At 48.4% G+C, this 25,669-nt stretch carries 29 protein-coding genes, 2 pseudogenes and 1 riboswitch; of the genes and pseudogenes, 16 read left to right on the top strand and 15 right to left on the bottom strand.

All coding sequences use genetic code 11. The features are described 5' to 3' along the window. Positions 1–8 precede the first annotated feature (8 nt). On the bottom strand, positions 9–647 hold the full coding sequence (locus P401_RS0100150; RefSeq protein ID WP_029340719.1) for a pentapeptide repeat-containing protein: 639 nt from the start codon (positions 645–647) through the stop codon (positions 9–11). A gap of 175 nt (positions 648–822) precedes the next feature. On the opposite strand from P401_RS0100150, the gene P401_RS0100145 reads away from it, so the two are divergent. The 8 genes from P401_RS0100145 to P401_RS0100110 all read left to right on the top strand — a co-directional run bounded on the left by P401_RS0100145 (position 823) and on the right by P401_RS0100110 (position 7,375). Next, positions 823–2,145 (top strand): Y-family DNA polymerase, encoded by a 1,323-nt coding sequence (locus P401_RS0100145; RefSeq protein ID WP_029340718.1) that lies wholly within the window; start codon positions 823–825, stop codon positions 2,143–2,145. Then, the gene (locus tag P401_RS0100140; RefSeq protein ID WP_029340717.1) at positions 2,129–2,458 is read left to right on the top strand and encodes a YolD-like family protein; all 330 of its coding nucleotides are present in this window, start codon (positions 2,129–2,131) and stop codon (positions 2,456–2,458) included. Before P401_RS0100145 ends, P401_RS0100140 begins: the two co-directional genes overlap by 17 nt. Positions 2,459–2,509: 51 nt before the next feature. Beyond that, the gene (locus P401_RS0100135; protein ID WP_023467025.1) at positions 2,510–3,322 is read left to right on the top strand and encodes a ZIP family metal transporter; all 813 of its coding nucleotides are present in this window, start codon (positions 2,510–2,512) and stop codon (positions 3,320–3,322) included. A gap of 357 nt (positions 3,323–3,679) precedes the next feature. Beyond that, positions 3,680–4,516: an undecaprenyl-diphosphate phosphatase gene (locus P401_RS0100130; RefSeq protein ID WP_029340716.1), complete on the top strand. Its 837-nt coding sequence runs from the start codon at positions 3,680–3,682 to the stop codon at positions 4,514–4,516. A gap of 107 nt (positions 4,517–4,623) precedes the next feature. Beyond that, on the top strand, positions 4,624–5,217 hold the full coding sequence (locus P401_RS0100125; protein ID WP_029340715.1) for a LemA family protein: 594 nt from the start codon (positions 4,624–4,626) through the stop codon (positions 5,215–5,217). Then, positions 5,214–5,951, top strand: coding sequence for a TPM domain-containing protein (locus P401_RS0100120; RefSeq protein ID WP_029340714.1), 738 nt, complete (start codon positions 5,214–5,216; stop codon positions 5,949–5,951). The genes P401_RS0100125 and P401_RS0100120 overlap by 4 nt, the downstream gene beginning before the upstream one ends. 17 nt (positions 5,952–5,968) lie before the next feature. Then, positions 5,969–6,232 (top strand): DUF1294 domain-containing protein, encoded by a 264-nt coding sequence (locus tag P401_RS0100115; RefSeq protein ID WP_051656210.1) that lies wholly within the window; start codon positions 5,969–5,971, stop codon positions 6,230–6,232. 180 nt (positions 6,233–6,412) lie between these two features. After that, positions 6,413–7,375, top strand: a complete 963-nt coding sequence (locus P401_RS0100110; RefSeq protein ID WP_029340712.1) for an EAL domain-containing protein — start codon at positions 6,413–6,415, stop codon at positions 7,373–7,375. A gap of 48 nt (positions 7,376–7,423) precedes the next feature. Here P401_RS0100110 and P401_RS0100105 read toward each other — a convergent pair whose 3' ends face one another. Next, a complete protein-coding gene (locus tag P401_RS0100105; protein ID WP_029340711.1) occupies positions 7,424–8,446 on the bottom strand; it encodes an iron-containing alcohol dehydrogenase family protein in 1,023 nt (340 codons plus the stop codon). 132 nt (positions 8,447–8,578) lie between these two features. On the opposite strand from P401_RS0100105, the gene P401_RS0100100 reads away from it, so the two are divergent. Beyond that, positions 8,579–9,394 carry an aldo/keto reductase gene (locus P401_RS0100100; protein WP_029340710.1) on the top strand — a complete coding sequence of 272 codons (816 nt, stop codon included), beginning with the start codon at positions 8,579–8,581 and terminating at the stop codon, positions 9,392–9,394. A 111-nt stretch (positions 9,395–9,505) separates the two neighbouring features. On the opposite strand, the gene P401_RS0100095 is transcribed toward P401_RS0100100, so the two are convergent. The 3 genes from P401_RS0100095 to P401_RS0100085 all read right to left on the bottom strand — a co-directional run bounded on the left by P401_RS0100095 (position 9,506) and on the right by P401_RS0100085 (position 11,020). After that, entirely contained in the window at positions 9,506–10,249 is a 744-nt protein-coding gene (locus P401_RS0100095) for a general stress protein (RefSeq protein ID WP_029340709.1), read from the bottom strand. Positions 10,250–10,376: 127 nt separating this feature from the next. After that, entirely contained in the window at positions 10,377–10,694 is a 318-nt protein-coding gene (locus P401_RS0100090; RefSeq protein WP_023467016.1) for a DMT family transporter, read from the bottom strand. Then, positions 10,691–11,020 (bottom strand): DMT family transporter, encoded by a 330-nt coding sequence (locus tag P401_RS0100085; protein ID WP_029340708.1) that lies wholly within the window; start codon positions 11,018–11,020, stop codon positions 10,691–10,693. Before P401_RS0100085 ends, P401_RS0100090 begins: the two co-directional genes overlap by 4 nt. A 269-nt stretch (positions 11,021–11,289) precedes the next feature. On the opposite strand from P401_RS0100085, the gene P401_RS0100080 reads away from it, so the two are divergent. Continuing rightward, on the top strand, positions 11,290–11,844 hold the full coding sequence (locus P401_RS0100080) for a GNAT family N-acetyltransferase (protein WP_029340707.1): 555 nt from the start codon (positions 11,290–11,292) through the stop codon (positions 11,842–11,844). A 141-nt stretch (positions 11,845–11,985) separates the two neighbouring features. After that, positions 11,986–14,541, top strand: a complete 2,556-nt coding sequence (locus P401_RS0100075; protein ID WP_231925685.1) for a C40 family peptidase — start codon at positions 11,986–11,988, stop codon at positions 14,539–14,541. A 57-nt stretch (positions 14,542–14,598) separates the two neighbouring features. Here the strand turns inward: P401_RS0100075 and P401_RS0100070 are convergent, their stop codons facing one another. Next, on the bottom strand, positions 14,599–14,892 hold the full coding sequence (locus P401_RS0100070) for a putative quinol monooxygenase (protein ID WP_029340705.1): 294 nt from the start codon (positions 14,890–14,892) through the stop codon (positions 14,599–14,601). Between the two features lie 77 nt (positions 14,893–14,969). On the opposite strand from P401_RS0100070, the gene P401_RS0100065 reads away from it, so the two are divergent. The 4 genes from P401_RS0100065 to P401_RS0100050 all read left to right on the top strand — a co-directional run bounded on the left by P401_RS0100065 (position 14,970) and on the right by P401_RS0100050 (position 19,002). After that, positions 14,970–16,148: a M20 metallopeptidase family protein gene (locus P401_RS0100065; RefSeq protein WP_029340704.1), complete on the top strand. Its 1,179-nt coding sequence runs from the start codon at positions 14,970–14,972 to the stop codon at positions 16,146–16,148. A 62-nt stretch (positions 16,149–16,210) separates the two neighbouring features. Beyond that, positions 16,211–16,314, top strand: a riboswitch (SAM riboswitch). A 95-nt stretch (positions 16,315–16,409) separates the two neighbouring features. Then, positions 16,410–16,940, top strand: coding sequence for a peptide-methionine (S)-S-oxide reductase MsrA (msrA, locus tag P401_RS0100060; RefSeq protein ID WP_029340703.1), 531 nt, complete (start codon positions 16,410–16,412; stop codon positions 16,938–16,940). Positions 16,941–17,170: 230 nt separating this feature from the next. Beyond that, entirely contained in the window at positions 17,171–17,767 is a 597-nt protein-coding gene (locus tag P401_RS0100055) for a winged helix-turn-helix domain-containing protein (protein ID WP_029340702.1), read from the top strand. 14 nt (positions 17,768–17,781) lie between these two features. Next, the gene (locus P401_RS0100050) at positions 17,782–19,002 is read left to right on the top strand and encodes an MFS transporter (RefSeq protein ID WP_029340701.1); all 1,221 of its coding nucleotides are present in this window, start codon (positions 17,782–17,784) and stop codon (positions 19,000–19,002) included. A 52-nt stretch (positions 19,003–19,054) separates the two neighbouring features. Here the strand turns inward: P401_RS0100050 and P401_RS0100045 are convergent, their stop codons facing one another. The 4 genes from P401_RS0100045 to P401_RS0100030 all read right to left on the bottom strand — a co-directional run bounded on the left by P401_RS0100045 (position 19,055) and on the right by P401_RS0100030 (position 21,737). Further along, positions 19,055–19,537 (bottom strand): DMT family transporter, encoded by a 483-nt coding sequence (locus P401_RS0100045; protein ID WP_029340700.1) that lies wholly within the window; start codon positions 19,535–19,537, stop codon positions 19,055–19,057. A 12-nt stretch (positions 19,538–19,549) separates the two neighbouring features. Continuing rightward, positions 19,550–20,218 carry a Crp/Fnr family transcriptional regulator gene (locus P401_RS0100040; protein WP_051656209.1) on the bottom strand — a complete coding sequence of 223 codons (669 nt, stop codon included), beginning with the start codon at positions 20,216–20,218 and terminating at the stop codon, positions 19,550–19,552. 14 nt (positions 20,219–20,232) lie between these two features. Then, positions 20,233–20,661 carry a DMT family transporter gene (locus tag P401_RS0100035; protein ID WP_029340698.1) on the bottom strand — a complete coding sequence of 143 codons (429 nt, stop codon included), beginning with the start codon at positions 20,659–20,661 and terminating at the stop codon, positions 20,233–20,235. A 137-nt stretch (positions 20,662–20,798) separates the two neighbouring features. Then, entirely contained in the window at positions 20,799–21,737 is a 939-nt protein-coding gene (locus tag P401_RS0100030; protein WP_029340697.1) for an NAD(P)H-dependent flavin oxidoreductase, read from the bottom strand. Between the two features lie 91 nt (positions 21,738–21,828). Between P401_RS0100030 and P401_RS17390 the strand changes: the two are divergent. Continuing rightward, a pseudogene (locus tag P401_RS17390) lies at positions 21,829–22,369 on the top strand (gamma carbonic anhydrase family protein). A 52-nt stretch (positions 22,370–22,421) separates the two neighbouring features. Here P401_RS17390 and paaX read toward each other — a convergent pair. The 5 genes and pseudogenes from paaX to P401_RS0100005 form a co-directional block, all read right to left on the bottom strand. Then, positions 22,422–23,308: pseudogene (gene paaX / locus P401_RS17385) on the bottom strand (phenylacetic acid degradation operon negative regulatory protein PaaX). A gap of 74 nt (positions 23,309–23,382) precedes the next feature. After that, positions 23,383–23,511 carry a hypothetical protein gene (locus tag P401_RS19035; RefSeq protein ID WP_268871231.1) on the bottom strand — a complete coding sequence of 43 codons (129 nt, stop codon included), beginning with the start codon at positions 23,509–23,511 and terminating at the stop codon, positions 23,383–23,385. Positions 23,512–23,522: 11 nt separating this feature from the next. Next, positions 23,523–23,921 carry an enoyl-CoA hydratase-related protein gene (locus P401_RS18735; RefSeq protein WP_236627053.1) on the bottom strand — a complete coding sequence of 133 codons (399 nt, stop codon included), beginning with the start codon at positions 23,919–23,921 and terminating at the stop codon, positions 23,523–23,525. A gap of 40 nt (positions 23,922–23,961) precedes the next feature. Beyond that, positions 23,962–25,362 (bottom strand): acetyl-CoA C-acyltransferase, encoded by a 1,401-nt coding sequence (locus tag P401_RS19210; RefSeq protein ID WP_459560447.1) that lies wholly within the window; start codon positions 25,360–25,362, stop codon positions 23,962–23,964. After that, the coding region (locus P401_RS0100005; RefSeq protein WP_029340696.1) for a 3-hydroxyacyl-CoA dehydrogenase family protein at positions 25,359–25,669 on the bottom strand (311 nt) is incomplete at its 5' end. The genes P401_RS19210 and P401_RS0100005, both read right to left, overlap by 4 nt.

The raw sequence follows: 25,669 nt of genomic DNA, 5'->3' as shown, positions 1-25,669 counted from the left end.
AGACTTTTTTATGGAATGACCAACCCTAACAAACGAGCAAAGGCGACTGCTTGCTCTTCCGTAATGACGGCACCTGGTAAAAATCGCGGATCAATCGTAATACCAGAGAGTTCCGTCTGCCGGAGATCGAGACCTTTTAACGGTGTTTCAATCCACTGGCTATCGGTAAGCCGGACCGCTTCGAGTTTCCACTGGGTCGGTTTCACTTCGAAGAACTGCGCTTCTTTCATCGTCGTTTCGCTCCAGTGTTGGTGACGGACCGTACTGCGAATGAACTGTGCGTAATCCGCAAGTCCTTCCTGAATCGTCAAATGGTCCAGCGTACAATCTTCGAACTGAACACCCGTCATCCGGCATCCGACGAAGGATACACGGTGAAAACGAGTTTCTTGGAAGTGACATCCCGTTAAGTCACACTGCTCAAAATGGATATCTTCGAACGAGCCACGGTCAAAGGTGAGATTCGCGAACGAGACATTTTGAAAACACACTTGATAGGCATCGATACGTTCTGTCAGTTCACTTGGCATCGACTCTTTCTCATAACGCGCTCCTTTCAGATACGGGTCATCGATTTCGACTTGATCGAAGGTCTCTAGCTGAAGCGTTTTCGGTAATTCTGGTAAACGGATATTGGTCTCTTTCAATGAAGGTTCCCCCTTTTTTCTCACCCTTAGTGTATCAAACTTCTTTTATATGAGGGAAAATCGTTCGAATTCCCCTTTTTCCAACAGTTTTTATTTTGAGACACTTTGAGACCATGCTATAGTCAAGGAAACCAAAATAAGAACATACGTTCTTTTATGTAAAGGAGTGATTCAGATGTTTCCTTCCGTCGTTTTACCACAAGATAAACGGATTTTTTGCGTCGACAGTGTGTCCTTCTACGCCAGCTGTGAATGCCAGTATCGCAATCTCCCTCCCTTGACGACACGCCTAGCGGTCGTCTCCGATTTAAAACGAAGCGGATCCGTCATTCTCGCTGCCACCCCTGCCTTAAAAGCACTAGGAATCAAGACAGCCGGTCGACTATATGAAATCGAGCAATTGCCATACGCTGTTCGTCGCACGATTCAACTTGTCGAACCACGCATGCTCGCTTATATGAAGACGTCAATTCGTGTCCTTGATGTCCTGCACCAATTCGCCCCACCTGAAGCGATCCGCGTCTATTCGATTGACGAAAGCTTCATTGACATGACCGGAACCGATCCCCTATTTGGTTCCGACCTGCAAGCTGCCCTCAAAATTAAAGAAGCGATCCTGAAACAGACCGGCATCCACGTCCGGATCGGGATTGGTCCAAATAACGTCATCGCGAAACTGACCCTTGATTTAATCGGGAAAAAAGAAGGCATCGCGCGATGTGGATATGCCGACGTCGCACGACGTCTTCATGATTTTCCGATTCGGAAGATGTGGGGGGTCGGACACCGTATGGAACAACATCTGCAGATGATGGGGATTGAAACAATCGGTGATCTTGCCATGCGCCCTGTCGAAGAGTTGCACGAACGATTCGGTGTCATCGGTGCCGAACTATGGCACCACGCTTGGGGTCTTGACGCGTCACCGACACTTCTTGCGCCTCGTCATCTGTTCGAGAAAGCCCCTCAACGGACGATCGGACACGGTGTGACCTTAATGCAGGACTATTATCAGTTCGAACGCATTCGGAATGTGCTCAATGAACTCGTGCAGGATGTTGCCGCACGTTGTCGCTTTTCGAATCAAGTCGGCTGGACCGTTCACATCGGCGTCCGCTATTCTCGAAACGTCGTCCGAAGTGGTTTCTCCCGTCAAGTGCGGTTGCCTTATCCGACATCCGATGAACGAATCATTCTGCGTCACGTCTTACAATTATTCGAACCGAATTGGCTCGACGGAGAACCTGTTCGTTTTTTATCCGTCGCAGTGGGACATTTGACTGCCGATCAAGGCACCTTACAGTTGTCTTTGTTCGAGGATAATACGCGACTCTGGAAACGGCGACGTTTATTAAAAGCAATGGATGTCGTCAATCTTCGCTATGGAAAAGGGACGATTCGCCTCGCTGTCTCGTTTCTTGATACGAGTGTCGCCAAACGTCGCCTTCGTTTCGTCGGCGGTCATCCGGGAGGTGATCTTCATGACAGCGTATCGTGATCGGGGAAATTTAAAATGGATTCCTTTTCTCATGCCGGAACATTTGCAATTGCTACGGGAATACTATGTCCAGATGCATCAGCTCGACTTGCCTGAAATTGATGAACAGCTGCAAGAATCATGGCACTTTCTGCTTCAAGAAGCTTTAATAGAAGGAAACGAACTTGAAATCACGTATTATAAGGAAAGTAGCTACGTGACGGTCGTCGGTTTTGTGGAACGACTAGCACCCGAACGTTCCGTTCTCTTTCTGCGCGGACGTGAAGTCATTGAAATTCCCTTCACACGAATCGTCCGGATCGAAAACGGGTAAGCTCTGATACAGATGGATGCTTTAAATCGTGCCCGGAAAGAAGGAATAGTCATGTTGGATTGGTTTACTTCCCTCCCCGTCGTCGTGCAAGCATTGCTTGCCGGAATGATGACGTGGGGGTTAACCGCACTTGGTGCGGCACTCGTCTTTGTCTTTACGACGATTGAAAAACGCGTCATGAACATGATGCTCGGTTTTGCTGCTGGCGTCATGATTGCCGCGTCATTTTGGTCGCTGCTTGCTCCTGCGATCGAGTTCACGGAGCAGGATGGTGGAATCGCTTGGATTCCTGCCGCCATCGGTTTTCTCGCCGGTGGATTTTTCGTCCGTCTCCTCGACTTCGTTACACCGCATTTGCACTTATCCGCACCACTCGAGACAGCGGAAGGTCCTTCGACAGGACTCAAGAAAACGACGTTGCTGTTTCTTGCGATCACGTTGCACAACATTCCCGAAGGTCTTGCGATTGGTGTCGCTTTCGGTGCCGCCGCCTTGAACATGGACGGGGCGACCGTCGCCGGTGCCTTGACCCTCGCACTCGGTATTGGCATTCAGAACATGCCGGAGGGAGCTGCCCTATCGATCCCATTACGCGGTGAAGGGATGTCGCGCCGGCGCGCCTTTCATTACGGTCAATTGTCAGCGATCGTCGAACCGATTGCCGCGATGGTTGGAGCGGCTGCCGTCTTCTTCGTTCAACCGCTTCTACCGTATGCGTTATCCTTCGCCGCTGGTGCGATGATTTTCGTCGTCGTCGAAGAATTGATTCCGGAATCACAAGCAGAGAACGGATCCGATTTAGCAACACTTGGTCTGATGGTCGGTTTTACTGTCATGATGATTCTTGACGTCGCTTTAGGATGAGCCTGTTGCAAAACGAGTAGTGGACGATACCGTCTCCTGCTCGTTTTTCTTTTTGTAGATCCAGGCATATTCCAGTGAAACCAATCGATTTGAAGTTTTTCTGACCTTGTGTCCTAACAGAAAGATTTCCTTTTCTTTCATACTGTTTTAGTATGAATGGAAATGATCGAATTTCCTGATCTATCCGATGATATCTAAATCCATGTATTATCTTATCCAAACGAATTTAAATCGTACAACGCGTCTTACACATCCAATCGTCTCTCAGACCTGCGCCCGATATTCCAATTAGTTCTATCTCACAAGAATAAAACATGATATGTTTTTACATAGCACATCATATAGAAGGAGATTACCATGACAATCATTGAACTTTTAAAAGCGCTCTTGCTCGGTTTCGTCGAAGGGATGACGGAATTTGCACCAGTCTCTTCCACAGGTCATATGATCATCGTTGATGACATGTGGTTACAAACAACGGAATTTCTCGGTAAATATTCCGCAAACACCTTTAAGATCGTCATCCAGCTCGGATCGATTCTTGCGGTCATTGTCGTCTTTTGGAAACGCCTCTTTAGCCTGATCGGTTTATATAAAATCGAAGGAGAACACGACGCATCAGGGACACACAAGTTAAAGCTACGTCACGTCTTGATCGGTCTTCTACCAGCTGCGGTTCTCGGGTTGTTATTCGAAGACTTCATCGATGAGAACCTCTTCTCGATTGAAACGGTCATCATCGGTCTTGCTGTCGGTGCCCTCTTAATGATCGCAGCCGATAAACTCGGACCAAAGGAACCGAAAACAACATCGCTTGATCAGATTACATATCGCCAAGCAGCACTCGTCGGTCTGTTCCAATGTATTTCACTTTGGCCTGGCTTCTCCCGCTCCGGTTCAACGATTTCCGGAGGGGTCTTCCTCGGGATGAATCACCGGACGGCAGCTGACTTTACGTTCATCATGGCCGTACCGATCATGTTCGGTGCTAGTTTCCTCTCACTCGTCAAGAACTGGGATAATATTAATCCAGGCGACTTCGGTTTCTATGCCGTCGGTTTCGTTGCGTCGTTCGTGTTTGCCCTCTTATCGATTCGCTTCTTCCTGAAGCTGATCAACAAGATCAAACTCATTCCGTTCGCGATCTATCGTCTCGTCTTGGCAGCCGTATTAGCTGTCATCGTCTACATGTAAGTCCTAACCGTTAGCTATTTTAGCTGACGGTTTTTTATTTTTTTGAAACTAATTCACTCGGTTAAGGGTATATAGGGATGAGACATACTTAAAGGAGTGAACGCCATATGGCACGCAGAAGTCGGAGTCGATCAAAACTCCCATTAATCATCGGAGTCGTTGTCGTCGTCGTGATTGCCTTTTTAGCAATCGGACAATACAACAGCCTCGTCAATGTAGAAGAAGATGTATCGAATAAATGGTCGCAAGTCGATAACCAGATCAAGCGTCGTGCGGATTTAATTCCGAACCTCGTCGAAACCGTCAAAGGTGTCGCAGGTCAAGAAGAAAAAGTCTACGGAAAAGTCGCTGAAGCTCAAGCTGGTCTTGCGCGCGCTGCGTCAACCGAGCAGCGGATTGAAGCCGACCAACAAGTCACGTCTTCGCTTCGCGGATTGATTGCCTTGCAGACGACTTATCCAGAACTAAAATCAAGCGAACGATTCCAATCCTTGATGGACACGCTGGAAGGAACAGAAAATCGTCTTGGGATCGCTCGCAAGGATTACAACGATGCCGTGACGCTTTATAACAAAAAACGTCGGAGCTTCCCAACGGCACTCTACGCATCCGCCTTCGGATTCGAGAAAAAACCATATTACGAGATTTCAGACAGCGACCGAGAAAATCCGACTGTCGACTTTAACAGTGATTCGAAATGATTCGGCGGTGGACGCGACTTCTATTGAGCGCGTTCCTCGTCTTCTTCCTCTTCGTTCCGACATCTAGTGCCGTTTCAGAACGAACGGGAGCAACGTTCTTCATTCAGGATGATGCTCAGCTGCTCACCCCTTCGGAAGAAGCCGAACTCGCGCAACTCGGTCAAGAACTCGAACAATATACGACGGCACAAGTCGTCCTCAAGACGGTTCCCGATCTAAAGGGACAGGATTTAAGCTCTTACGCCAATGAAACGTTTCGGCGCCAAGGCATCAGTCAAGAAGGAAAAGACAATGGTGTTCTTGTCGTCGTCGCTCCGAATGAAAAGGATCACCAATTCCGGATCGAGGTCGGTTATAAACTTGAAGGGATTCTGACAGACATCACAGCCGGACGTATCCTCGATCAATATGCGGTTCCTTACAAGGAAAACGGTGAGTATGGAAAAGCAGCGTCCGAAACGTATAAAGCGGTCGTCAGTGTCATTTCAAAGGATCAGTCACTTGAATCACAGGATCCTCCGAAAACACAAAATGACGACGGACTTCCACTTTGGACGAAGATTCTGATCGGTGCTGGATTACTGATCTTATTGTTCCTCGATATGAAGTTCACCGGTGGTATGTTCTTCTTTGCAATTTTGAACATCTTCTCCGCGATCATGCGTGGTGGCGGTGGAAATGGTGGCAGTCGCGGTGGTGGCGGAAGTTCCGGCGGTGGTGGCGCCGAACGTTAGAAAAGGAGTCATTTTTCATGAGGATCATCTTAGGGTATTACCTCCTCCTGACACTCATCGGATTTGTCTCGATGTGGCAGGATAAACGTCGGGCGCGGCAACATGCTTACCGAACACCCGAAGCGACACTATTGACGATTGCTTTCCTCGGTGGTGCGCTCGGTTCTTGGATTGGTATGTACACAGTTCGGCACAAGACACGGAAAGCGAAGTTCCAATGGCTCGTTCCAATAGCCGCTATCTTGCATCTCGCTTTCTGGTTTGTTTACACTTCACAATAAAAGAATGTAACCGATAGAGAAGAGAACGTACGGAAATGTGTCCGTCGTCCCTTCTCTTTTTTTGTATGAGGTCAATGATTATGAAGAATAGGTTTAATTTCTTTTTCTCTTAGGGTAAAGAATTTAACCAATTTAATAAATACATCTTTTTTCGATGTATTGAGAGGTGGACATCCCTTTATGTGGCATCCTTGCGCCGAATGTACGACATCAATCCGTTTTGTTGAAGCGGGAGCACTCCATATTCAATCACCAACGCCAGAAATCTATTCCTATCAATCGTTCGAACAGCTCGAACAGTTATTGACATCACTCTTACGTGTAGCGGATTATCCGGTCTCGTGTCGCGCCACACAATCACGTTACGTGACAGCACCCATCCTAGCTTCAGCACTTCTAGAACAACTGAAGCATCGGTCAGCGATCGATTTCATCCAGCATGGGGTCATGACGAGCCATCTACAACCGATTTATGATATCCAGCGCAACGTGCTCGTCGCGAACGAAGCCTTATTGCGAGCAGCAGATGATAACACGCCTATCTCGCCTGGTGTCTTGTTTTCGACGGCCTCGAAGATGGGACTTCATTCCCGTCTTGATCAGCGGGCGCGTGAAGAAGCCATCCGTGCGACGCATCATATCGGTGGCACAACAAAAACGTTCATCAACTTTCTCCCTTCGACGATCTATAATCCGGAGTATTGCCTGCGTCATACGTTTGAAATCGTCGACCGTTATCAAGTTGATCCAAGCCGACTTGTTTTCGAAGTCGTCGAGACGGAAAAAATCGAAGACGTCAATCATTTGAAACACGTCTTTGAACAGTATAAAAAACAAGGCATCCAAGTAGCACTGGATGATGTCGGTGCTGGTTTCTCGACGCTTGATATGCTGTCCTTGCTTCAACCAGACTATATTAAAATTGACCGTTCGTTCATCGATCATTGTGACACGAATACAGAAAAAGAAGCCTTTTTACGCAAAGCCCGTCATCTGACGCGTGAAATGGGGATTCAAATCTTAGCGGAAGGCATCGAACGGCAAGAAGAACTCGATCTTTGCCGCGAACTCGGCTTTGATCTCGGTCAGGGATACTTGCTTGGTCGTCCTGCTCCTTATGCTCGCTTTGCAAAAGCACAATAAAAATACGCACATGGACCGTCTGATTCGGCACATGTGCGTATTTTTATTTTAAGTCGTCGAAACGGAAACCGTCTCGTTCCGTATGATAGCATCGACGAGTTGTTCCACTGACACGATCGGACGCAACAGACGACACAGTTCCTCTTTCGATGTCCGTAAAGCAAGTGTTTCGACGACATCGAGCGATAATGCGAAGTCTGCGAGCGTCGTCGGCTGCTCTTGTGCAAGAAGATAGTCACGCAACTCTTCATAATCATCATGTCCGAGTAACTTCTCCTGAACGAGTAGTCCATACCCGACCTTACTCCCGTGTAAAAACGTATGCGTTTCTGGATGAGGAGATAACGCGTTATGCACTGCGTGTCCGATTGCACCGCGCGTCGCCGCGTCACCAAAACCGCCGATACTTCCAGCTAACGGAATGACGGTTTCGACGAGATATTGAATTTCAACTGGATACTTACGAAAGCGCATTTCCGTCACATTCGTCGACAGGATGAGATCCTTACAACGTTCAGCTGTCCGAAGTGCCATCTCAATGACGGGATCTTCAGCCGATGATCCGCTTAAGGCACGTGCTTCATACCACTTCGCTAGCGTATCGACGAGTCCCGCTACGAAATAATCATACGGACTGGCGGCGATAATCCGATGATCGAGTAAAAGAGCTTCAATCACGACGGGGAACGTATCAAATCGGATGTACTGTCCCTCTTCGTTATACATAACACTGAGCGGCGTCCAAGGAGCACAGTTCGAGACGATTGTCGGAATGACGATAACCGGAAGTTGCAATTGAAACGCGACCTGTTTTGCCGTATCGATGACACTTCCTCCTCCGAGAGCGAGAATCACATCGTATGGAGCGCATGACAGTTTCAAGGCTTCCACCTGTCGATCTGTACAATGACCTTCAAATAAAAAGCGCGGGACATCAGGTAAAGCAAATGCTGCTGCTTCATAGGCTTGACGTCCATGAATCAGGACTGCTGATCGGTTACCTATGATTTGCTCGAGTTGATCGAGCGCATGTTCCTCATGTATGTATTGCAAAACGGCTTGTCGAATCACGAAATCGCCTCCTAATATTTGTTATCGCCCAGTATACGCAAAAGAACTCGATTCGGCAATCATTCGATTTTTAGAGAAGGAGCGCGTACACTAGAAAAGAGAAGAATTCACTAAAAAGGAGTCGATGAATCGATGCAACAGATCACGTTAAACAATGGCATCAGCATGCCCCAACTCGGATATGGTGTCTTTAAAGTACCGGAAGAAGAAGTATACGAGGCTGTCAGTGAAGCACTCCGTGCCGGGTATCGTTCAATCGATACGGCAATGATCTACGAGAACGAAGAAGGCGTCGGTCGCGCTCTGCGTGATTCGGGCATTCCTCGTGAAGAGATTTTTCTGACGACGAAAGTCTGGAATTCCGATCACGGCTACGAAGAGACACTTGCCGCTTTCGAGACGAGTCTGCAAAAGCTTGGTGTCGATTATGTTGACTTGTATCTGATTCATTGGCCGATGCCAAAAGAAGATCGTTATGTCGAGACATGGCGGGCACTCGAACATCTCTATGCAGAAGGAAAGACGCGTGCCATCGGTGTCTCGAACTTCCATATTCCTCACTTGGAACGAATTTTAGCCGAAGGATCGATTGTCCCTGCTGTCAATCAGATCGAACTTCATCCGTTTCTGAGTCAGGAAGCAATCCGAGACTTTTGCCGCAAGCACGGTATCGTCGTTGAAGCATGGAGTCCGTTGATGAAAGGACGCGACGCGTTGACGCATCCGGTTATTGTCGATATCGCCAATCGTCATCAAAAAACTTCAGCTCAAGTCGTTCTCCGTTGGCACCTGCAACACGACATCGTTGCGATTCCGAAATCCGTTACGCCAAGCCGCATTCGCGAAAATCTCGATGTCTTTGACTTCAGCCTGTCAGACGTTGATATCCAAGCGATTGATCAATTGAACGCTAACGTGCGTACAGGATCAAATCCGGATCATAAATAAGACGAGACGATTCTCGTTTAATCTCTATACAAAAAGAAGGTACTTTTCGGATTTGATCCGAAAAGTACCTTCTTTGATGGTGCCCCTAAAACGTGATTCCAGTCTATTATTTTAGCGGTCTAAATTATTTCCATGGTCTTGCTTGGCGATGTCATCTGATTGATGTTTCGATTGACGATGTTCTTCACCGTCTTGCGTTGCATCATGTTCTTTTTCCTCGCGTTCTGTTTCCGGACGTCGGAAATCGTCATCCCGACGCATCGCGATATCCGGTTCCCGGTTCCCGTCGAGCTTTTTCGAATGATCGATTGCCTGCTCATCTTGTGGCATCTTATCGGTACCGGCACGATGCAGATCAATCTCTGCATGTTCTTCTTTCGAATCTTTATCAATATCAAGCGGATTACCTGAGCCGAGCTGTGCGTTGGAATTCACATCTGATGACGTATGCGTCTCTTCACCACTACCATAACGGACCTTTACATCAGGATGTGTATTGTCTGTATTTAAATGTGGATCGAACTGAATATCTTGGACTTCAAGCAGAAGAACGAATCCCCCACCTTCGACTTCCGTTTTTCGTTGTTCGATCTCATTATCTGATAGATCAAGTGATCCGAACAGATCATCGACTTCTTGATCACGACCTTTGTTCCCACGAATCCGATCAATCCAAGACGGTTTCGTCGTCGCGATCTCTGCATCCATCTGACTACGGACGAGTGCGATGTTCGACTTTTCCTTGACGATGACGTAAAAGTCTTCCTCCCGATGTCCTTGAATGTGTAATTCGTCCATTTTTGAGATCAATTCTTCCTCTGAATAGAACGTTCCGATATATTGTTTCGTTTTCATGGATGTTCTCCCCTTATTAACACGATTTGTCATGCGTGACTTCTATAAGGAGTATTTCCTCTTTTGCGTTAAAATATGCCAAAAAAAATGCGTTCTATTAAAACGTCATCTGTTTGACATGAAACGATCATTCGCCGACAAGTTTCAAACCGATTGTCGCACTTAAGACGAGTCCTATGCAGACCAGACGTTTCCAGTCTTTTGATTCGTTATAGAGCACCATGCTGAGAATCGCACCGCCCGCTGCTCCGATTCCCGTCCATACCGCATACGCCGTTCCCATCGGTAAACCATTCATTGCAAGCGTTAAGAATAGGAAACTGAGTCCGAATCCTGTTCCCATCAACAGTAGATTCTTCGCATTCTTATTTTGATTGAACGTATTGATTAAGACGACACCAAACATCTCAAAGATTCCGGCAATGATTAAATAAATCCAACTCATGCTGATTTCTCCTCTCCACTGACTAACTTCAGACCGATGACGCCGACGAGTAAGACAGCAATCAATGCTAATTTCATCACGGAAGCGGCTTGATCGAATAACACGATATCCGTCACGACCGTTCCTGCTGTTCCGAGACCGACGAAGACAGCATAGACCGTTCCGACTGGTAAATGGTTACTCGCTTTAATTAGCACGGTAAAGCTAACGATGATACAGACGATCGTTGCAGCCCACTCAAGTGGTGTTGCCGCATGTTTTAATCCAATGACCCAGCCGACTTCAAAACACGCTGCGACGATGATGCCAATCCAATACTTTGCCATAGTAATTGCCTCCTGATAGGTAAATTCAAATGAAAAAGCCCGGGAGTAAGCGAGACGATTCGCTTTACTCCCGGGCTTTTATCCCTCCGTTGCATGGACAAACGTCCATGTTCCTCCCTCGGTCCAGCCGTACGGAACCCTAGAGGATACTCCCTATTCCATTCGATACAACCACCCTAGCACGCCCTTTTTCCTATGTCAAACAGGAATCCGTTCCCCATCTGTCAAATAGAATCAAAGTGACTTCATCTGAAAGAGGAGGATGCTGCATGCGTTATAAAATCAATGATCAACTTCGGATTCGTCGTTTTACACCAGAAGATGTAGAAGCCGTTCACGCCTATGCATCACAACCCATCGTCAGTCAATTCCAGTCATGGGGTCCGAATTCCGAGACGGATACGAAACAATTCCTGCACGATGCACTCGAAAGTGAACTCGAGACACCAAGACGTCGGTATGTTTTTGCTGTGACGTTTCCAAGCGACGTCGTCATCGGTGCCGGTGAACTCGTCATCACAGACGTTGAAAATAAAATCGCCGAAATCGGATACGTCCTCTCACCCGATGAATGGGGGAATGGATATGCGACGTCGATTGCCTCTTTCCTTCTCCAATTCGGTTTCGAAAAACTAGAATTGCACCGAATCACAGCGACGTGTGATCCGCGGAACGTCGCTTCTGAGCGAGTCCTCCAAAAAGTCGGCATGACGAAGGAAGGACAGCTTCGCGAGACGGTCTATCTCGAAGACCACTGGCGCGATTCCTTGATTTACGGCATGCTTGACTGGGAATGGCAAGTGGATCACGAAGAAGATAACTAACATATGACTTCAAACGGTGTGCTGAGGCATACCGTTTTTTTATGGGCAATCTCCTATTTTTTTGATTTTTATCAATTTTTAAACAAGCGCATGCTACACTATCCATAATGACAAATTTTAAGAATTGGAGTGAACCTCTTGATGAAAAAATGGACTGCTCATGTTGCTGGACTTGCCGCAACGTTGATGTTGAGCTCGGTTTTACCCGCACCCGCTTTCGCTGAATCGCCACCTGCTCAACCGACGGTAGAAACACAAACAGTCACCGAGACGACCGGGATAGCTTATTTGAACGAGGATGCTGCGTTGCTACAAACGGCTGATTCCACAACGATCATTCAACAACTACCAGCAGGAACGACATTGAAGACACTCGGCACGGACGGTGACTTCACTCGTGTCAGTTGGCAAGAAGGTACTGCGTATGTCGCAACAAACGCGTTAACGCAAACAGCACCTGTCTTTCAAAAACAAGCTACGCTGATGTCGAAAAGTCCACTCTCATTAGTTGCTTCACCATTTGATCCCACCGTCGTGACGCCACTTCCTGCCTATCAGCGAATCGATACATACGGCACTTTCGACACGTTCACGCGTCTGAAATGGAACGAACAATACGTCTACGTACCGACGGCACAACTCGAGCAACTTCCGAAATTAGTTGGAAAGCGTTATGCCAAACGAACGACTTCTCTTTTCGTTGAACCGAAGACGACGAGCGCGAAGTCAGCTGTCACTCAAAATCAAGCATTCGAAACGTTCGGTACGACGGGGACTTTCACACGCGTGGCCACTAAAACGGGTTACGCCTTCGTATTGACAACTGATTTAGCTGATGCGCAGGTCGAAAATTACCCGGAAACGGGTCTGCGTTATGCCAAACGAGCGACTTCCCTTTTCGTTGAACCGAAGACGACAAGCACGAAGACAGTCGTCGTTCAAAATCAAGCGTTTGAAACGTTCGGTACGACGGGTACTTTTACACGCGTGGCGACTAAAACGGGTTATGCCTTCATATTGACGGCTGATTTAGCAGATGCGCAGATCGTGAACCATCCGGAAACAGGGCTACGTTACGTCCAACAGCAGACGACGGTCTATGCTACTGCGACTACGAAAGGAAAAGTCGTACAATCGCTTCCTGTGAATACTTCGCTTCAAACGTACGGCATCGAGGGTTCATTTACACGAATCAAACGAAACGACGAGTATGCCTATGTGCTGACGGCACATCTTGGTACATTGAAATACTATCCGAAGACTGCACGCCTCTATGTTCAGCGTGCTACACCGATCTATTCGGATGCCAAATCTTCAAGTCCTGTCTTAAAGCAACATCAAACGAATACGCTGCTGACGGTGTATGGCACAAGCGGTGCCTATAGCCGGATCATCTTCCGTGGAGTTCATGCTTACGTCAAGACAGCTGATCTCGGTACTGGAAAAGTCTATGCATCAACCGGGACACGATACGCGAAACGCAACTTGTCCGTCTACACATCTGCGTCGACGAAGAGCAAAATCATGTATTCCGTCAAACGAGCTGATAAGCTAACGATTTACGGAACAAGAGGCAGTTACACACGCTTGAAAAAAGGATCGGTCTACGGTTACGTCAAGACGACGGATCTCGTCACGAAAAAGCCGGATCTGTATGACGTCACTGGTCAACGCTACGTGACGGAAGATGATGTCGTCATTCGTTCGCAGGCAAAACTATCGGGTAAAAAAATCGGTACATTAAAAAAAGGGACCTCGATTTCGATTTACGGAAAAAGCGGTTATTATACACGCGTCAAATATAAAAACACCTTTGGTTTCGTCGATTCGAGTCGTATCGGACTGAACAAGCCGACGGCAAAAGCAAAAAAAGGCACGACATTTTATGTCCATCTGGACCAGACGCCACTCTTCTCTGCCGACGTTGCTTACAGTCGCCCAGCTGCCTATTTGAAGAAAGGGACGAAATTAATTGGTCTAAAATCAATTGATGATGACTTTTGGCAAGTTCGCCTGGCAAATGGTCAAACCGGTTACGTCCTCAACCCTTATATCAGCACGAGCAAACCCGATATGGGACTGACACAAAAAGCGATCGACCGGGCGAAAATCTATACGGTCAAACAGACGACGTCGTTCTTTGCGAGTCCGACAAGTCCAAAAGGCAGCGGACTCGTTGAACAAGGCAAACGGGTTTATCCGCGTCATCGAGTCGGAAACTTCTATGTCATCCAGTCAGGCTGGACACCTGTTTATCTTCCTGTATCCGCTGTGACGATCACGTCCGATAAACGGGTCGTTAAAAAGAATAATACGCGTGGTGAAAAGCTGATCCAAGCAGCAGTCCAACATATCGGCACACCATACACATGGGGTTCGCAAGATGCCGTGAACGGTGGTTTTGACTGTTCCGGTTTGATTCACTACGCGACGAACAAGGCTGGAAAATACGGTGGTCGGACGAACGTTCGTGGCTACTGGTACGGTGCTTTCTTTACGAATCGCCGGACGAGTATTGCAAGCGGTAAACGCTCGGATATCGTCTTCTTCCAGAACACTTATACAGATGGTCCATCGCATATCGGAATCATGCTCGATAGCGAACACTTCATCCATGCAGGCGGTTCACAACTTCAAATCAACTCGATTTACGAACCGCGTTGGCAAGAGCATTTCCTCGGATTTAAATCGATGTAAGACAAAAAAGACGAATCCGTCGAAATCGACGGGTTCGTCTCTTCTTATCGCAATACGTTAAAATGTCATCTCGACGTATTTCGTTACTTGTCGATCCATCAAGTATAACTCGATCTGTTCACGGTAGGCTTTATAGTGATCGGATGCGATATGCGCTTCAAGTGCCTCTTCATCACGATACACTTCATACAGCATGAATTGATGCTCATCCTCGATCGATTGATGTAAGGAATAACGTAAGCATCCTTCTTCTTTTTGTGAGGCATGATAGACCGTTTGTAGAATCGGGAAGACTTGATCCGCAAGTCCTGCTTTGATTGTAAGTACAGCGTTGACGACGATTTCTCCCATGTTTCATTATCCCCTTTCGTGATTACCTGTATCTGTACCCATTTTCACGAAAAGACACACGTCAAAGGAGCCTGAAGATGCAAACTCAACTTTTTGAAGCACTTGAACAATTCGAACCCACGATGATCGCGTTACGTCGTGATTTTCATCGACATCCGGAACTCTCTTTCCAGGAAGTCCGCACACAAGAACGGATTGCAAACTTTTATGCGGAGCAGGGCATCCCTCACGAAACAGCCGTCGGAGGTCGTGGTGTCGTCGCGACGATCGAAGGCAAACAACCTGGTCCGACGATTGCTGTTCGTGCAGATTTTGATGCCTTACCGCTTCAAGAAGAGACGACACTCGCTTTCCGGTCGATTCACCCTGGTGTCATGCATGCATGTGGACACGATGGGCATACGGCGATGGTGATGGCCCTTGCTGCTACACTCTATCCATTACGGGATCAATTGCAAGGAACGATTCGAATCATCCACCAGCATGGTGAAGAGGTCTTTCCCGGTGGCGCGATCCAAATGATTGAAGCCGGTGTCCTCGAAGGCGTCGATGCGATCTTCGCGACACATCTCGAAAATGATTTACCGGTCGGTACGATCGGTTTTCGAGAAGGACATACATTATGCGCGATCGATGAATTCGAAATCATCGTTCACGGTCAAGGCGGGCATGCCCAGGCACCGCACAAAACAAAAGATGCGCTTGTCGCCGGTGCACAACTGGTCTGTAACCTCCAACACCTTGTCAGTCGACGGGTCGATCCGTTCGAACCCGCTGTCCTTGCGATCGGGTCCTTCCATGCGGGAACGGCTCCGAACATCGTCACAGGTGAAGCACGCATCGTCGGGGAGATTCGGACGTTCAACGAGACACTACGACATCAGCTCCGACAAGAAGTCGACCTTATCGCCAAAACAACGTGTGCCGGCATCGGTGCCACCTATTCGATTGACTTCACGACGGGTTACCCGGCGCTTTGGAATCATCCGGACGAGACAAAACTCGTTCAGGAAGCCGCTTCTTTCTTACCGGAAGCATCTGTCCGGTCACTCACACCGATGATGGCGGCGGATGACTTCGCACATTACTTAACGCACGTACCGGGTAGTTATTTCTTCACCGGCTCCGGATATACGGACGGTCGCGTCAATCATCCGCAACATCATCCGCAGTACGAGATCAACGAACAGGCGTTGTTGGTTGGTGCGAAAACACTCGGAGCGACCGTTTTACGTGCCTTGAAACCTAAGGATTGACTTTTTTTCTTTGTGAATGGTATCATCACAACAATGATAACGAATGACATCAACTTCATATACCCTTATCAAGAGTGGACCGAGAGATCTGGATCGATGACGTCCCAGCAACCTGCGCATAGCAAGGTGCTACGACCAGCAAAGCGAAAGCTTTGGTTGATAAAAAGCGGCGACTCCTTTTGCAACCAAGCGAAGGAGTCGTTTTCGTTTTTCTCGCTGTCAGACATACAATGGGAATTTCCCACGGAGAGGAAGATACGGATGGAAAAAGCAACATTTGCAGGTGGATGTTTTTGGTGTATGGTGACACCGTTTGAAGAATTACCAGGAATCGAGGGAATCGTATCAGGTTACATGGGTGGACACGTCGATCACCCGACATACGAGCAAGTTAAAACAGGAACGACAGGACATCTCGAAGTCGTTCAAATCACGTTTGATCCGAGTCTGTTCCCGTACGAGCGTCTGCTCGAACTCTACTGGCCACAAACGGATCCGACGGATGCAGACGGTCAGTTCCAAGATCGCGGCACGCAGTACGCACCAGCAATCTTCTATCATACGGATGCTCAGCATGAAGCAGCGATCGCTTCTCGTGACGCTCTTGCTGCAAGCAATCGTTTCAAACAACCGATCGTGACGCGGATCGATGCCGCTTCTGAGTTTTATCCGGCGGAAGAGTACCATCAAGACTTCCATAAGAAAAATCCAGAACACTATAAAAAAGATCGTGCTGCTTCTGGTCGCGATGCCTTCATCGAGCAAGAATGGAAAGATACGACGACGGTCTAATCACCTCGAACCATACACAGTAGCTGAGACTGATTTCAAGCATCTCGTTCTTCCCCTACTTTCCAGTAGAAAGTGGAGGATGACCGAGATGTCATTGGAGTCAGTTTTTTGTATGTAAACCAACTGCTTTGTCCTTTGCGTCACCCTTGCATAAATTTGTAATCGTTTACAAATGAAGCCTTTTGTTTTACGGTTAACAAAAATTAACCAGTTAAAAAGGAGATGATTGGATGGAACAAAAAGCGATTCATATACTGAGCAGCTATGAACAATTGAAGGTGATCAGTGATCCATTACGAACAAAAATTCTTATGTTTCTCGTCGAAAAACCGCATACGGTGCATCAGTTAGCCCACTTGCTGACGTTATCCCGCGCGAAGGTCCTTTATCATGTACGGGAACTTGAAAAGCATGACTTAATTCGCCTCGTCCGGACAGAAGAACAGGGTGGCAACTTGTTGAAATATTACCAAGCGATTGCCCGAGGATACATTCCTGCTGATCACCTTCTGAACTTCGTCGAGACAAAAGAGGCGACTCGGCAGTCGTATCTTGAGGTACTCGACCGGGCAAAGACACGCGTCCTTACGGCTCCGACAGCTGCTTTTGCTCCCGTATCTTCGAACGTCGAGGACTGGATGAGCTTATCGCTTCAAAAGGAACTAACGATGTCTGAAGCCGACTTTCAACGGTTTGCTACAAAATATCGTGCTTTATTAGACGAGTTCACACAGTCTCCACCTGACGAAAAAGATCAAAAGCACTTTTACATCATGACGACTGCTTTAGCAATTGATGAACCACTGTTTGAGAATGACGAGGTTTAAATCGGAGGTGCCCCATGCTACCTGTTGAAATGGATATGCAACACTCGCTGTTTAAAAATCGATCCTTTTTATTTTTATGGGGGTCCGGTATGTGCTCTGCCCTTTCGTTATCGATGTATCTGTTTGTTGAACAATGGTATGTCATCCATACGTTAAACCAAGCATCCTATCTTGGATTCGTCCTCATGGCTACCTTGTTACCCCGTATTTTTCTCATGTTATTCGGTGGCGTCTTATCCGATCGCTATAAACGTTCAACGATCATGCGTATCTCGAGCGGTCTACGGATCAGTTTCATTCTTTGTCTTCTCGTTTTACTTCATGCCGATCAGCTTACGTTGCTGACGATTTTAGGATTCGCCTTGCTGTTTGGTAGTGTGGATGCATTTTTTTCGCCGGCGAATGCTTCCTTACTGCCTACACTCGTTCCGAAAGAACAGCTCACTAAAGCCAATTCACTGATTCAGACATCTAATCAAATCGCCCTTTTTTCAGGTCCGATTCTTGGTGGAGTCATCCTCAGCTATTCCTCTTACTCGTACGTCTTTCTTGTGATTTTCGGGACACTCTGTCTGACACTTCTTTTCACGTATGGTATTCGTGAATCTAAGATCAAGCGATCGCTTCAGCATTCAGCGCTCTTCGAACTAAAAGAAGGGCTGCATTACGTCTTTCACTTTCAGCAACTCAAGCAGACACTTTTTCTTATCATCTGTGTCAATTTCTTTTTCTTTGGACCACTCTTACTCGGAATTCCACTACTCGTTCATGATGTGCTTCAGGGAAGTGCGATGGATTTAAGTTATATGCAAGGGGCTTATCAAATGGGAATGCTCGGAGGGGCGCTCTGGAGTGGTTTTGCGCAGATGAAAGAAATTAAGCTTACCTCATCGGTCCGATTGATTGGTGCCTTAGGTCTGCTTCTCTTCCTGCTTAGCCAAGCCCAGCAGATGTTGTTGTACCTGATCATCCTTTTATCACTTGGTGTCCTTTCTTCGATCATCAATATTCGCTTCATTACGTTCATCCAGTCTCAGTGTGCGGAACAGACGATGGGACGTGTCATGAGTGTCGTCAACGCAGCGTCAAACGGTCTCGTTCCATTATCTTACGCGCTCCTCTCGTTTTTACTGTCGTTTCACGTTTCGATCACGACGATCATGTTGTACAGTGGTCTTCTTATCCTTGTTTTCTCACTCTATTTCAGAAAACGTATTATTCAAGTAGAAGACTAGTCAAAAAAGACAGTGGATTGAAATTCCACTGTCCTCATTCTGCATTCGATTATTATGAAACACGTTCTACCTGATCCTTCGCCTTCTCTTCTGGTGCTACGACTTGATACCGCTTCAAGACAAAGATCCCGCATACCATGACGGCGAGACCGATGAGCTGACCGAACGATAAATCAATTTGTGGTAAACCGAACCAACCGAACGTATCGACAGCGAGAGCAAAGCTTAACTGCGAAATCAGAACGACAGAAATCGCGACGGATGGACCAAGCAACTGAATTCCACGCATGACACAAAAGACGACACCAACACCGACGAGTCCGCCGAACCAATAGAGCGGCGATACGTTTTGGATTTGCCCAATCGTTCCACCACGAAACAGGACATAGGTGACACTTGCTCCGACGAAACCGACGAAGAAGACCAGCGTCGTTGTCGCCCATGCACCGAACGCGTCACTCATCCGAGCATTCAGTACCGTCTGTAAACTGATCAACATCCCTGCCAACACGGCACACACGATGCCCATTACCATGTTCGTTCCTCCTTACTCATAGCTGTTACCGTTCGCCTTCTCGCGAATCCGCTCCAGATCGACGATGATGATTTTCCCGCGTCGTCGAACGAGAATCTCTTCTTCACATAATTTCGTGATGATACGGTTGAGATGACGATAACTCGTTCCAAGCCAGTCAGCGACGTCATGTAAGTTCGACGTCCGCATCTCCTGATAAAATAAACTGTCACTGGCTTCAGAAGCGATCGACAACAAATATCCCGCAAATCGCTCCTCGACGGTATACAACACATGGTGCGATGCTGATTTCGAGTCGGCATACCATTTTGCTGTGATCGTCCGTAATAGGAATTGCAGAAAGACGTTCGTCGTATTGTGCTCGCGTAAAATCGCATATGGCACGCTCAACACCTCGACGTCGGTCACCGCTTCGACCGTATTCAACACTTCCCGTTCATTGATGAATTCGGCGTCACCAATCACCGTCAGAGGTGTCTTGAATCGCAGAATCCGTTGTTTCCCTTCTGACGAGGCAGCAGAAATCTTGACCTTGCCTGCGACGATGAAGTACATCCGGTCAATCGATGCCCCTGTCGTACAGAGGAGTTCTCCTTTTTGGAAGGTTTCTTGACGCAACCAAGCGCGCGTCTCTTCCGTCAAAATCGTATCCAGTCCATACTGTTGAATGACGGTTTCCATGTTCATTCCCCCCTTTAGACAAGTGAGAAAATCGCAACTCCCGCAAGCATGAGACCCACACCAACCCACTGACCACGATTTCCTTGTTTTTTTAAGACACCGAACCATCCTTTTAAATCAATCAGAAAGGCACATAGAATCTGTGCGACGAGTAATAGACACATCGCCCATGTCATCCCGAGTTTTTGGATTGCTGTGAGTTCCGTTACGACGACTAGCACGCCAATCAAACCACCGCTCGCATAAATCCACGGTAACTGACGGAAGCCACCGATTTTCCGGTCTCGTACGAAACTGTAAATGACTAAACAACCCATCAAACCCACAAAGTGGACGATCAATACGGACAACCACGGTCCGACGCCTGTCGCAAGGCGCGCATTGAATATGCCTTGCAGGGCGATGAACAGACCGCTCATCAAAGCAAACACGACTCCTTGCACGTCATCTCCTCCTTTAATCTCTACACTAGAGTAGACCTTACTCGTGCCCTACTTGAAAAGGACAAATGTCCCATTTTCAAAAAAACATGAAAAAACCCGCTGTCCACAAGTGGAATCACGGGTCCCTCACTATATGCTCATGTCGTAAAACGAGTCGTCGTTTGTTTCAGCTGTTCCTCTGCTTCCGTCATCATGCGCGTAAACAACTCCGCAACAGTCGGCACGTCATGAATCAATCCCGCAACCAGTCCAGCGTTGACATACCCTTTCTCCTCATCGCCCTCAAGAGCACCTCTGATATGATACGACTCATTCGTCTGATCGAGAAAAGCAGCAGGTGTCTCTGCTGTGAGTCGTTCGACGTAAGGACCATCAAGGACACGTCGGACGAATCCGACGGAACGTCCGATGATGCGTGTATCGGTATCGGTCGCCTCCATTAAGTGCGCCTTGTATGCCGAATGAACCTTCGCCTCTTCCGTCGCGATCAACCGTGTTCCGAGTTGGGCGCCAGCCGCACCAAGTAACAGAACAGCTGCCAGTCCACGACCGTCACCGATTCCACCCGCTGCAAGGACGGGAAGGTTGACCCGGTCGACGAGCTGCGGAATCAAGGTCAGCGTCGTTAACTCGAGCGGCGAATTGATGCCTGCCGCTTCAACTCCCTCCGCTACGAGTACATCAGCACCTGCCTGTTCTGCCTTTAACGCCTGTTTGACCGAGGCGACGACGGCGATAGTTTTGATGCCGGCAGCTTGAAGTCGCTCTATGTACGGAGCCGGGTTTCCGGCCGACAAGGAGACGACCGGGACCTTTTCTGCAATCGCGAGATCAATCAGTGCTTCCGTATAGGGAGACACCCGAATCGCGATATTCAAGGCAAATGGTTGATCCGTCAGCATTCGTGTCTCGTGGATCCGCGACGCCACTTCATCGACCGACAATGTCCCGCACCCGAGCGTTCCGAGTCCTCCGGCATTCGACACCGCTGCCGTGAGTGCCGCATGACTAATGTTACCCATTCCTCCTTGGATCAAAGGATACCGAATTTTAAAGATCTCACAAATCGGAAACATGTCTTCCCTCCGTTCTCGCCTTCACGCACATGCTATACTGATATGGAATGAATAGTAATTCATCTTATTATAGAAACGAGGTCATTCTGTTATGAAAATTCCGTATCAATCGATTCATCCGAACGTCGCCTCCGATGTATTCATCGCTCCTGGTGCTTATCTGATCGGAGACGTGACGATCGGTTCCGAGTCTACCGTCTGGTTCAACGCTGTCTTACGCGGTGACGAAGGACCGATTACGATTGGGAAACGATGCAGTATCCAGGACAACGCGACGATTCATCTCTATGAAGGGGCACCCGTCGTCATTGAAGATGAAGTGACGGTCGGACATAACGCGATTTTACACGGTTGCAAAATCGGACGTCGTTCGATCGTCGGAATGGGTGCAACCGTTCTTGATCACGCAGACATCGGTGAAGAATGCATCATCGGGGCGAATACGTTGATTCCGTCGGGAAAAGTTTTCCCACCCGCGTTCGCTGATCATCGGCTCACCCGGTAAAGTCGTGCGTGAACTAACAGAAGCAGATCTCGCGATGATTCAGGAGTCGATTGATTCTTACGTCGATAAAGGATATGCCTTCCGAAACATCCTCGCAGAATCAGCTGAACAGAATACATCTGAATGACACGAATGCGGGGCGGATCAACTGATCCGTCCCGCTCTTTCATGTATTGTTCTTATCGCTCCGCAAACAGCGGGTGTTCCGCTGCGTCGTACGAAGCACTGCGTTGTGACACATCGTGCGTCTCTTCAAAGATTTGATTCGAAGAACCGACTCGCTGGCTGTGCGAGCAATCGGTAATACTGTTCGAACAAGAGCGCCGCATGGTGTCCGCTCCAAGCATCTGGTAACAGTTCCTGCGGTAATCCCGGATCCGTGAAAAGGAACTTCCGGTACTCATGCACGAGCATCGTCCGTTCGACGAAACACTGTTCATCCGTCATTTCTCCGAGTTGGAGCTGACTCTGATGGACGATGTATTGCCGGCTATAATCCGTGATGAACGTCTCGTAACGTTCCTGCAATTCCTCTAGCGGAAACGCACGCTCGACGAGGGATTGGTCCTGTTTTGGACCATGGTATTCACCGACAAAGAAATCGACATACTCTTCGATTTCGTATGCTTCAATCAATCGTTCCGCCTCTTTTTCAAGCGGGTTCGGTGAAATCCAGACCCCGTTCGATAAGTTGCCAAACCCACTCCACGTCAGTTCTTTACGAAGCTCGTCGCGAATTTGTCGCTTATCCTCGGGAATCGTGTACATCAGCGTCCGCCACTTCCCGTCCCAGTCGTGCGGTGTTGATTTATAGATCCGGCGCGCGGCTTCCTCCATTCGCTTCACTCCACGTGGCGTCAACGAATAGAAACTTTTACTTCCTTGCTTCTCAGAGACGAGCCAGCCTTGTTTAACCACTCGGGATACCGCGACCCGAACGGCTTGTTCGTTATGTCCGAACTCTTTGACGAGTCGAATTAAACTCCCGACCCAGATGTGATTGCCGTAATGCCGGATATAATCGCCGTAAAATCGTAAAAATCATTGATTGGGTGTTCGCACTCATGGTATTCACTCTCTCTTCAGTCGTTCATAGTGTGTAATCGTTAGTATACGGTTAATTTCAAACGTCGACCATCCTCATCTTCCTTCAAAGCGTGGTGCCCGTTTTTCAGCGAAGGCTTGTAGCGCTTCCTGACGATCTGCGGTCGGGATGACGACTTCATAGGCTTCCGTTTCGAGCTGTAGTTCCTCGTTCGAGCGAGACATCCCGCCCTTGATCAATCGCTCGCTTCGCTTGACGCAAGGCGATGGACCGTTTTGTACATTTGATGGGCAAACTCAAGACACGTCGTCATCAACGCTTCCCGGGCGACGACAGCGGTCGCGAGTCCGTAACGTTCTGCCGTCATCGCATCGATTTTTTTCGCTGTGAAGATCAATTCCTTCGCCCGTGTCTCCCCAATCAATCGCGGCAAGCGTTGTGTTCCGCCAGCCCCAGGAATGATTCCGAAGCTAGTCTCCGTCAACCCGACGAGGGCATCCTCGACGAGAAAGCGGAAATCACAGGCAAGGATCCATTCAAAGCCACCACCGAGCGCGTGCCCATTGACGGCAGCGATTGGTCGGTTGGGGTAATTGTGCGATCGACGTGAAGACGTTGCGAATCGCAAGGACATTACGTCGGACCTTCTTCTTCATTAAACTGCACGCGTTCTTTTAAATCGGCGGCCTGCACTGGAAAGCTTTACCGGTTCCGGTGAACAGGACGACCCGCGGCTTCCGAGTCGACCGACAACGCATCGACTTGTTCCTGCAAGGCGACAAGCGTCGGGTAATCGGAGAACAGTTTAAGCGTTCCGGGCGATCAAATCCGGACGATCGCGATAATAGCCTTCTCGTTCTAAGTGAATCATATGAGTCCCTCCCGATCGACGACGAGGGCAATCCCTTGTCCGACTCGACACACATCGTCGCAAGACCATACGTCCGGTTCGTCCGGCGCATCTCATGCAATAATGTCGTCAAAATCCGAGCACCACTTGCACGAGTGGATGACCGAAGGCGATCGCTCCGCCATTGACGTTGACTTTTTCTGTCGGTAGACCAAGTACTTCGATACAAGCAAGACTTTGAGCCGCAAAGGCTTCGTTTAACTCGATCTGATCGAGCTGTTCGACCGTCAACCCTGCCCGCCGGAGGACTTTTTTTGTCGCGTCGATCGGTCCAATGCCCATGATCGGCAGGTTCGACCCCTGCTGTCGCACTCGCTCGATAATACCCGAGAGGTGTCAAACCGAGTGCCTTCGCTTTTTCTTCACTCATCAATAACAGCGCGACGCACCGTCGTTGACGCCAGATGCAATTTCCCGCTGTCACGGTACCGTTCGGGAATAACGGACGAAGCGTCGACAGTTTCTCACGCGTCGTCTCAGGACGGGGATGTTCATCGCGGTCGAAGACGCTGACGTTACCTTTCCGGTCCGTCTGCGTGACCGCAACTAGTTCCTCAGTAAAGCGATTTGCCTCGATCGCTTGTTTTGCGCGTTGCTGGCTCTCAAACGCAAAGTCATCCTGTGCTTCGCGCGAGATGCCGTACTGACGGGCGACGTTCTCAGCTGTTTCCGGCATCGAATCCGTTCCGTATTGATCTGCTAAACGATCATTGACGAAACGCCAACCAATCGTCGTATCGTACATCGTCTGATTGCCACGTGGGTTGGCTTGATCCGGCTTCGCGAGAACGAATGGTGCACGCGTCATGCTTTCCGTTCCACCAGCGATATAGATATCGCCTTCACCTAAGGCAATTCCCCGCGCTGCCGCGATGACAGCATCGAGTCCTGATCCACATAAGCGATTGATCGTCGTACCGGTGACTTCGACCGGTAGACCAGCTAGTAGTCCAGACATCCGGGCGACGTTACGATTGTCTTCTCCCGCCTGATTCGCATTGCCGAAAATGACTTCCTCGATCGTCTTCGGATCGACTTGTGGATTACGTTCAAGCAATGCTTCGATGACACGTGCTCCTAAGTCATCTGGACGAACCTGACGCAACGCGCCGTTATAGCGACCGATCGGTGTCCGAACGGCATCGATGATAGCGACACGTCTCATGATGTCACCTCACGATTCGTATAGTCATAGACGCCACGACCTGTTTTACGACCGAGTCGACCCGCTTTGACATACTGTTCGAGTAGTGGTGCCGGACGGTATTTTTCGCCGAGCTTCTCATGCAGATACTTTAAGTTATGGAGTCGAGTATCGAGTCCGACCAAGTCCCCGAGTTCGAATGGTCCCATCGGATAGTTTAAGCCGAGTTTGATCGCTTTATCGATCTCTTCTGGTGTTCCGAGTCCTTCTTGTAACATGTAGAACGCTTCGTTTCCGACGAGCGCACTGATCCGCGAAGTCACGAACC

It is taken from the genome of Exiguobacterium acetylicum DSM 20416, from assembly GCF_000702605.1.
Lineage (GTDB): Bacteria > Bacillota > Bacilli > Exiguobacteriales > Exiguobacteriaceae > Exiguobacterium_A > Exiguobacterium_A acetylicum.
The sequence above is the reverse complement of the archived record's forward strand: the minus strand, read 5'-3'. Positions and strand labels throughout refer to the sequence as shown.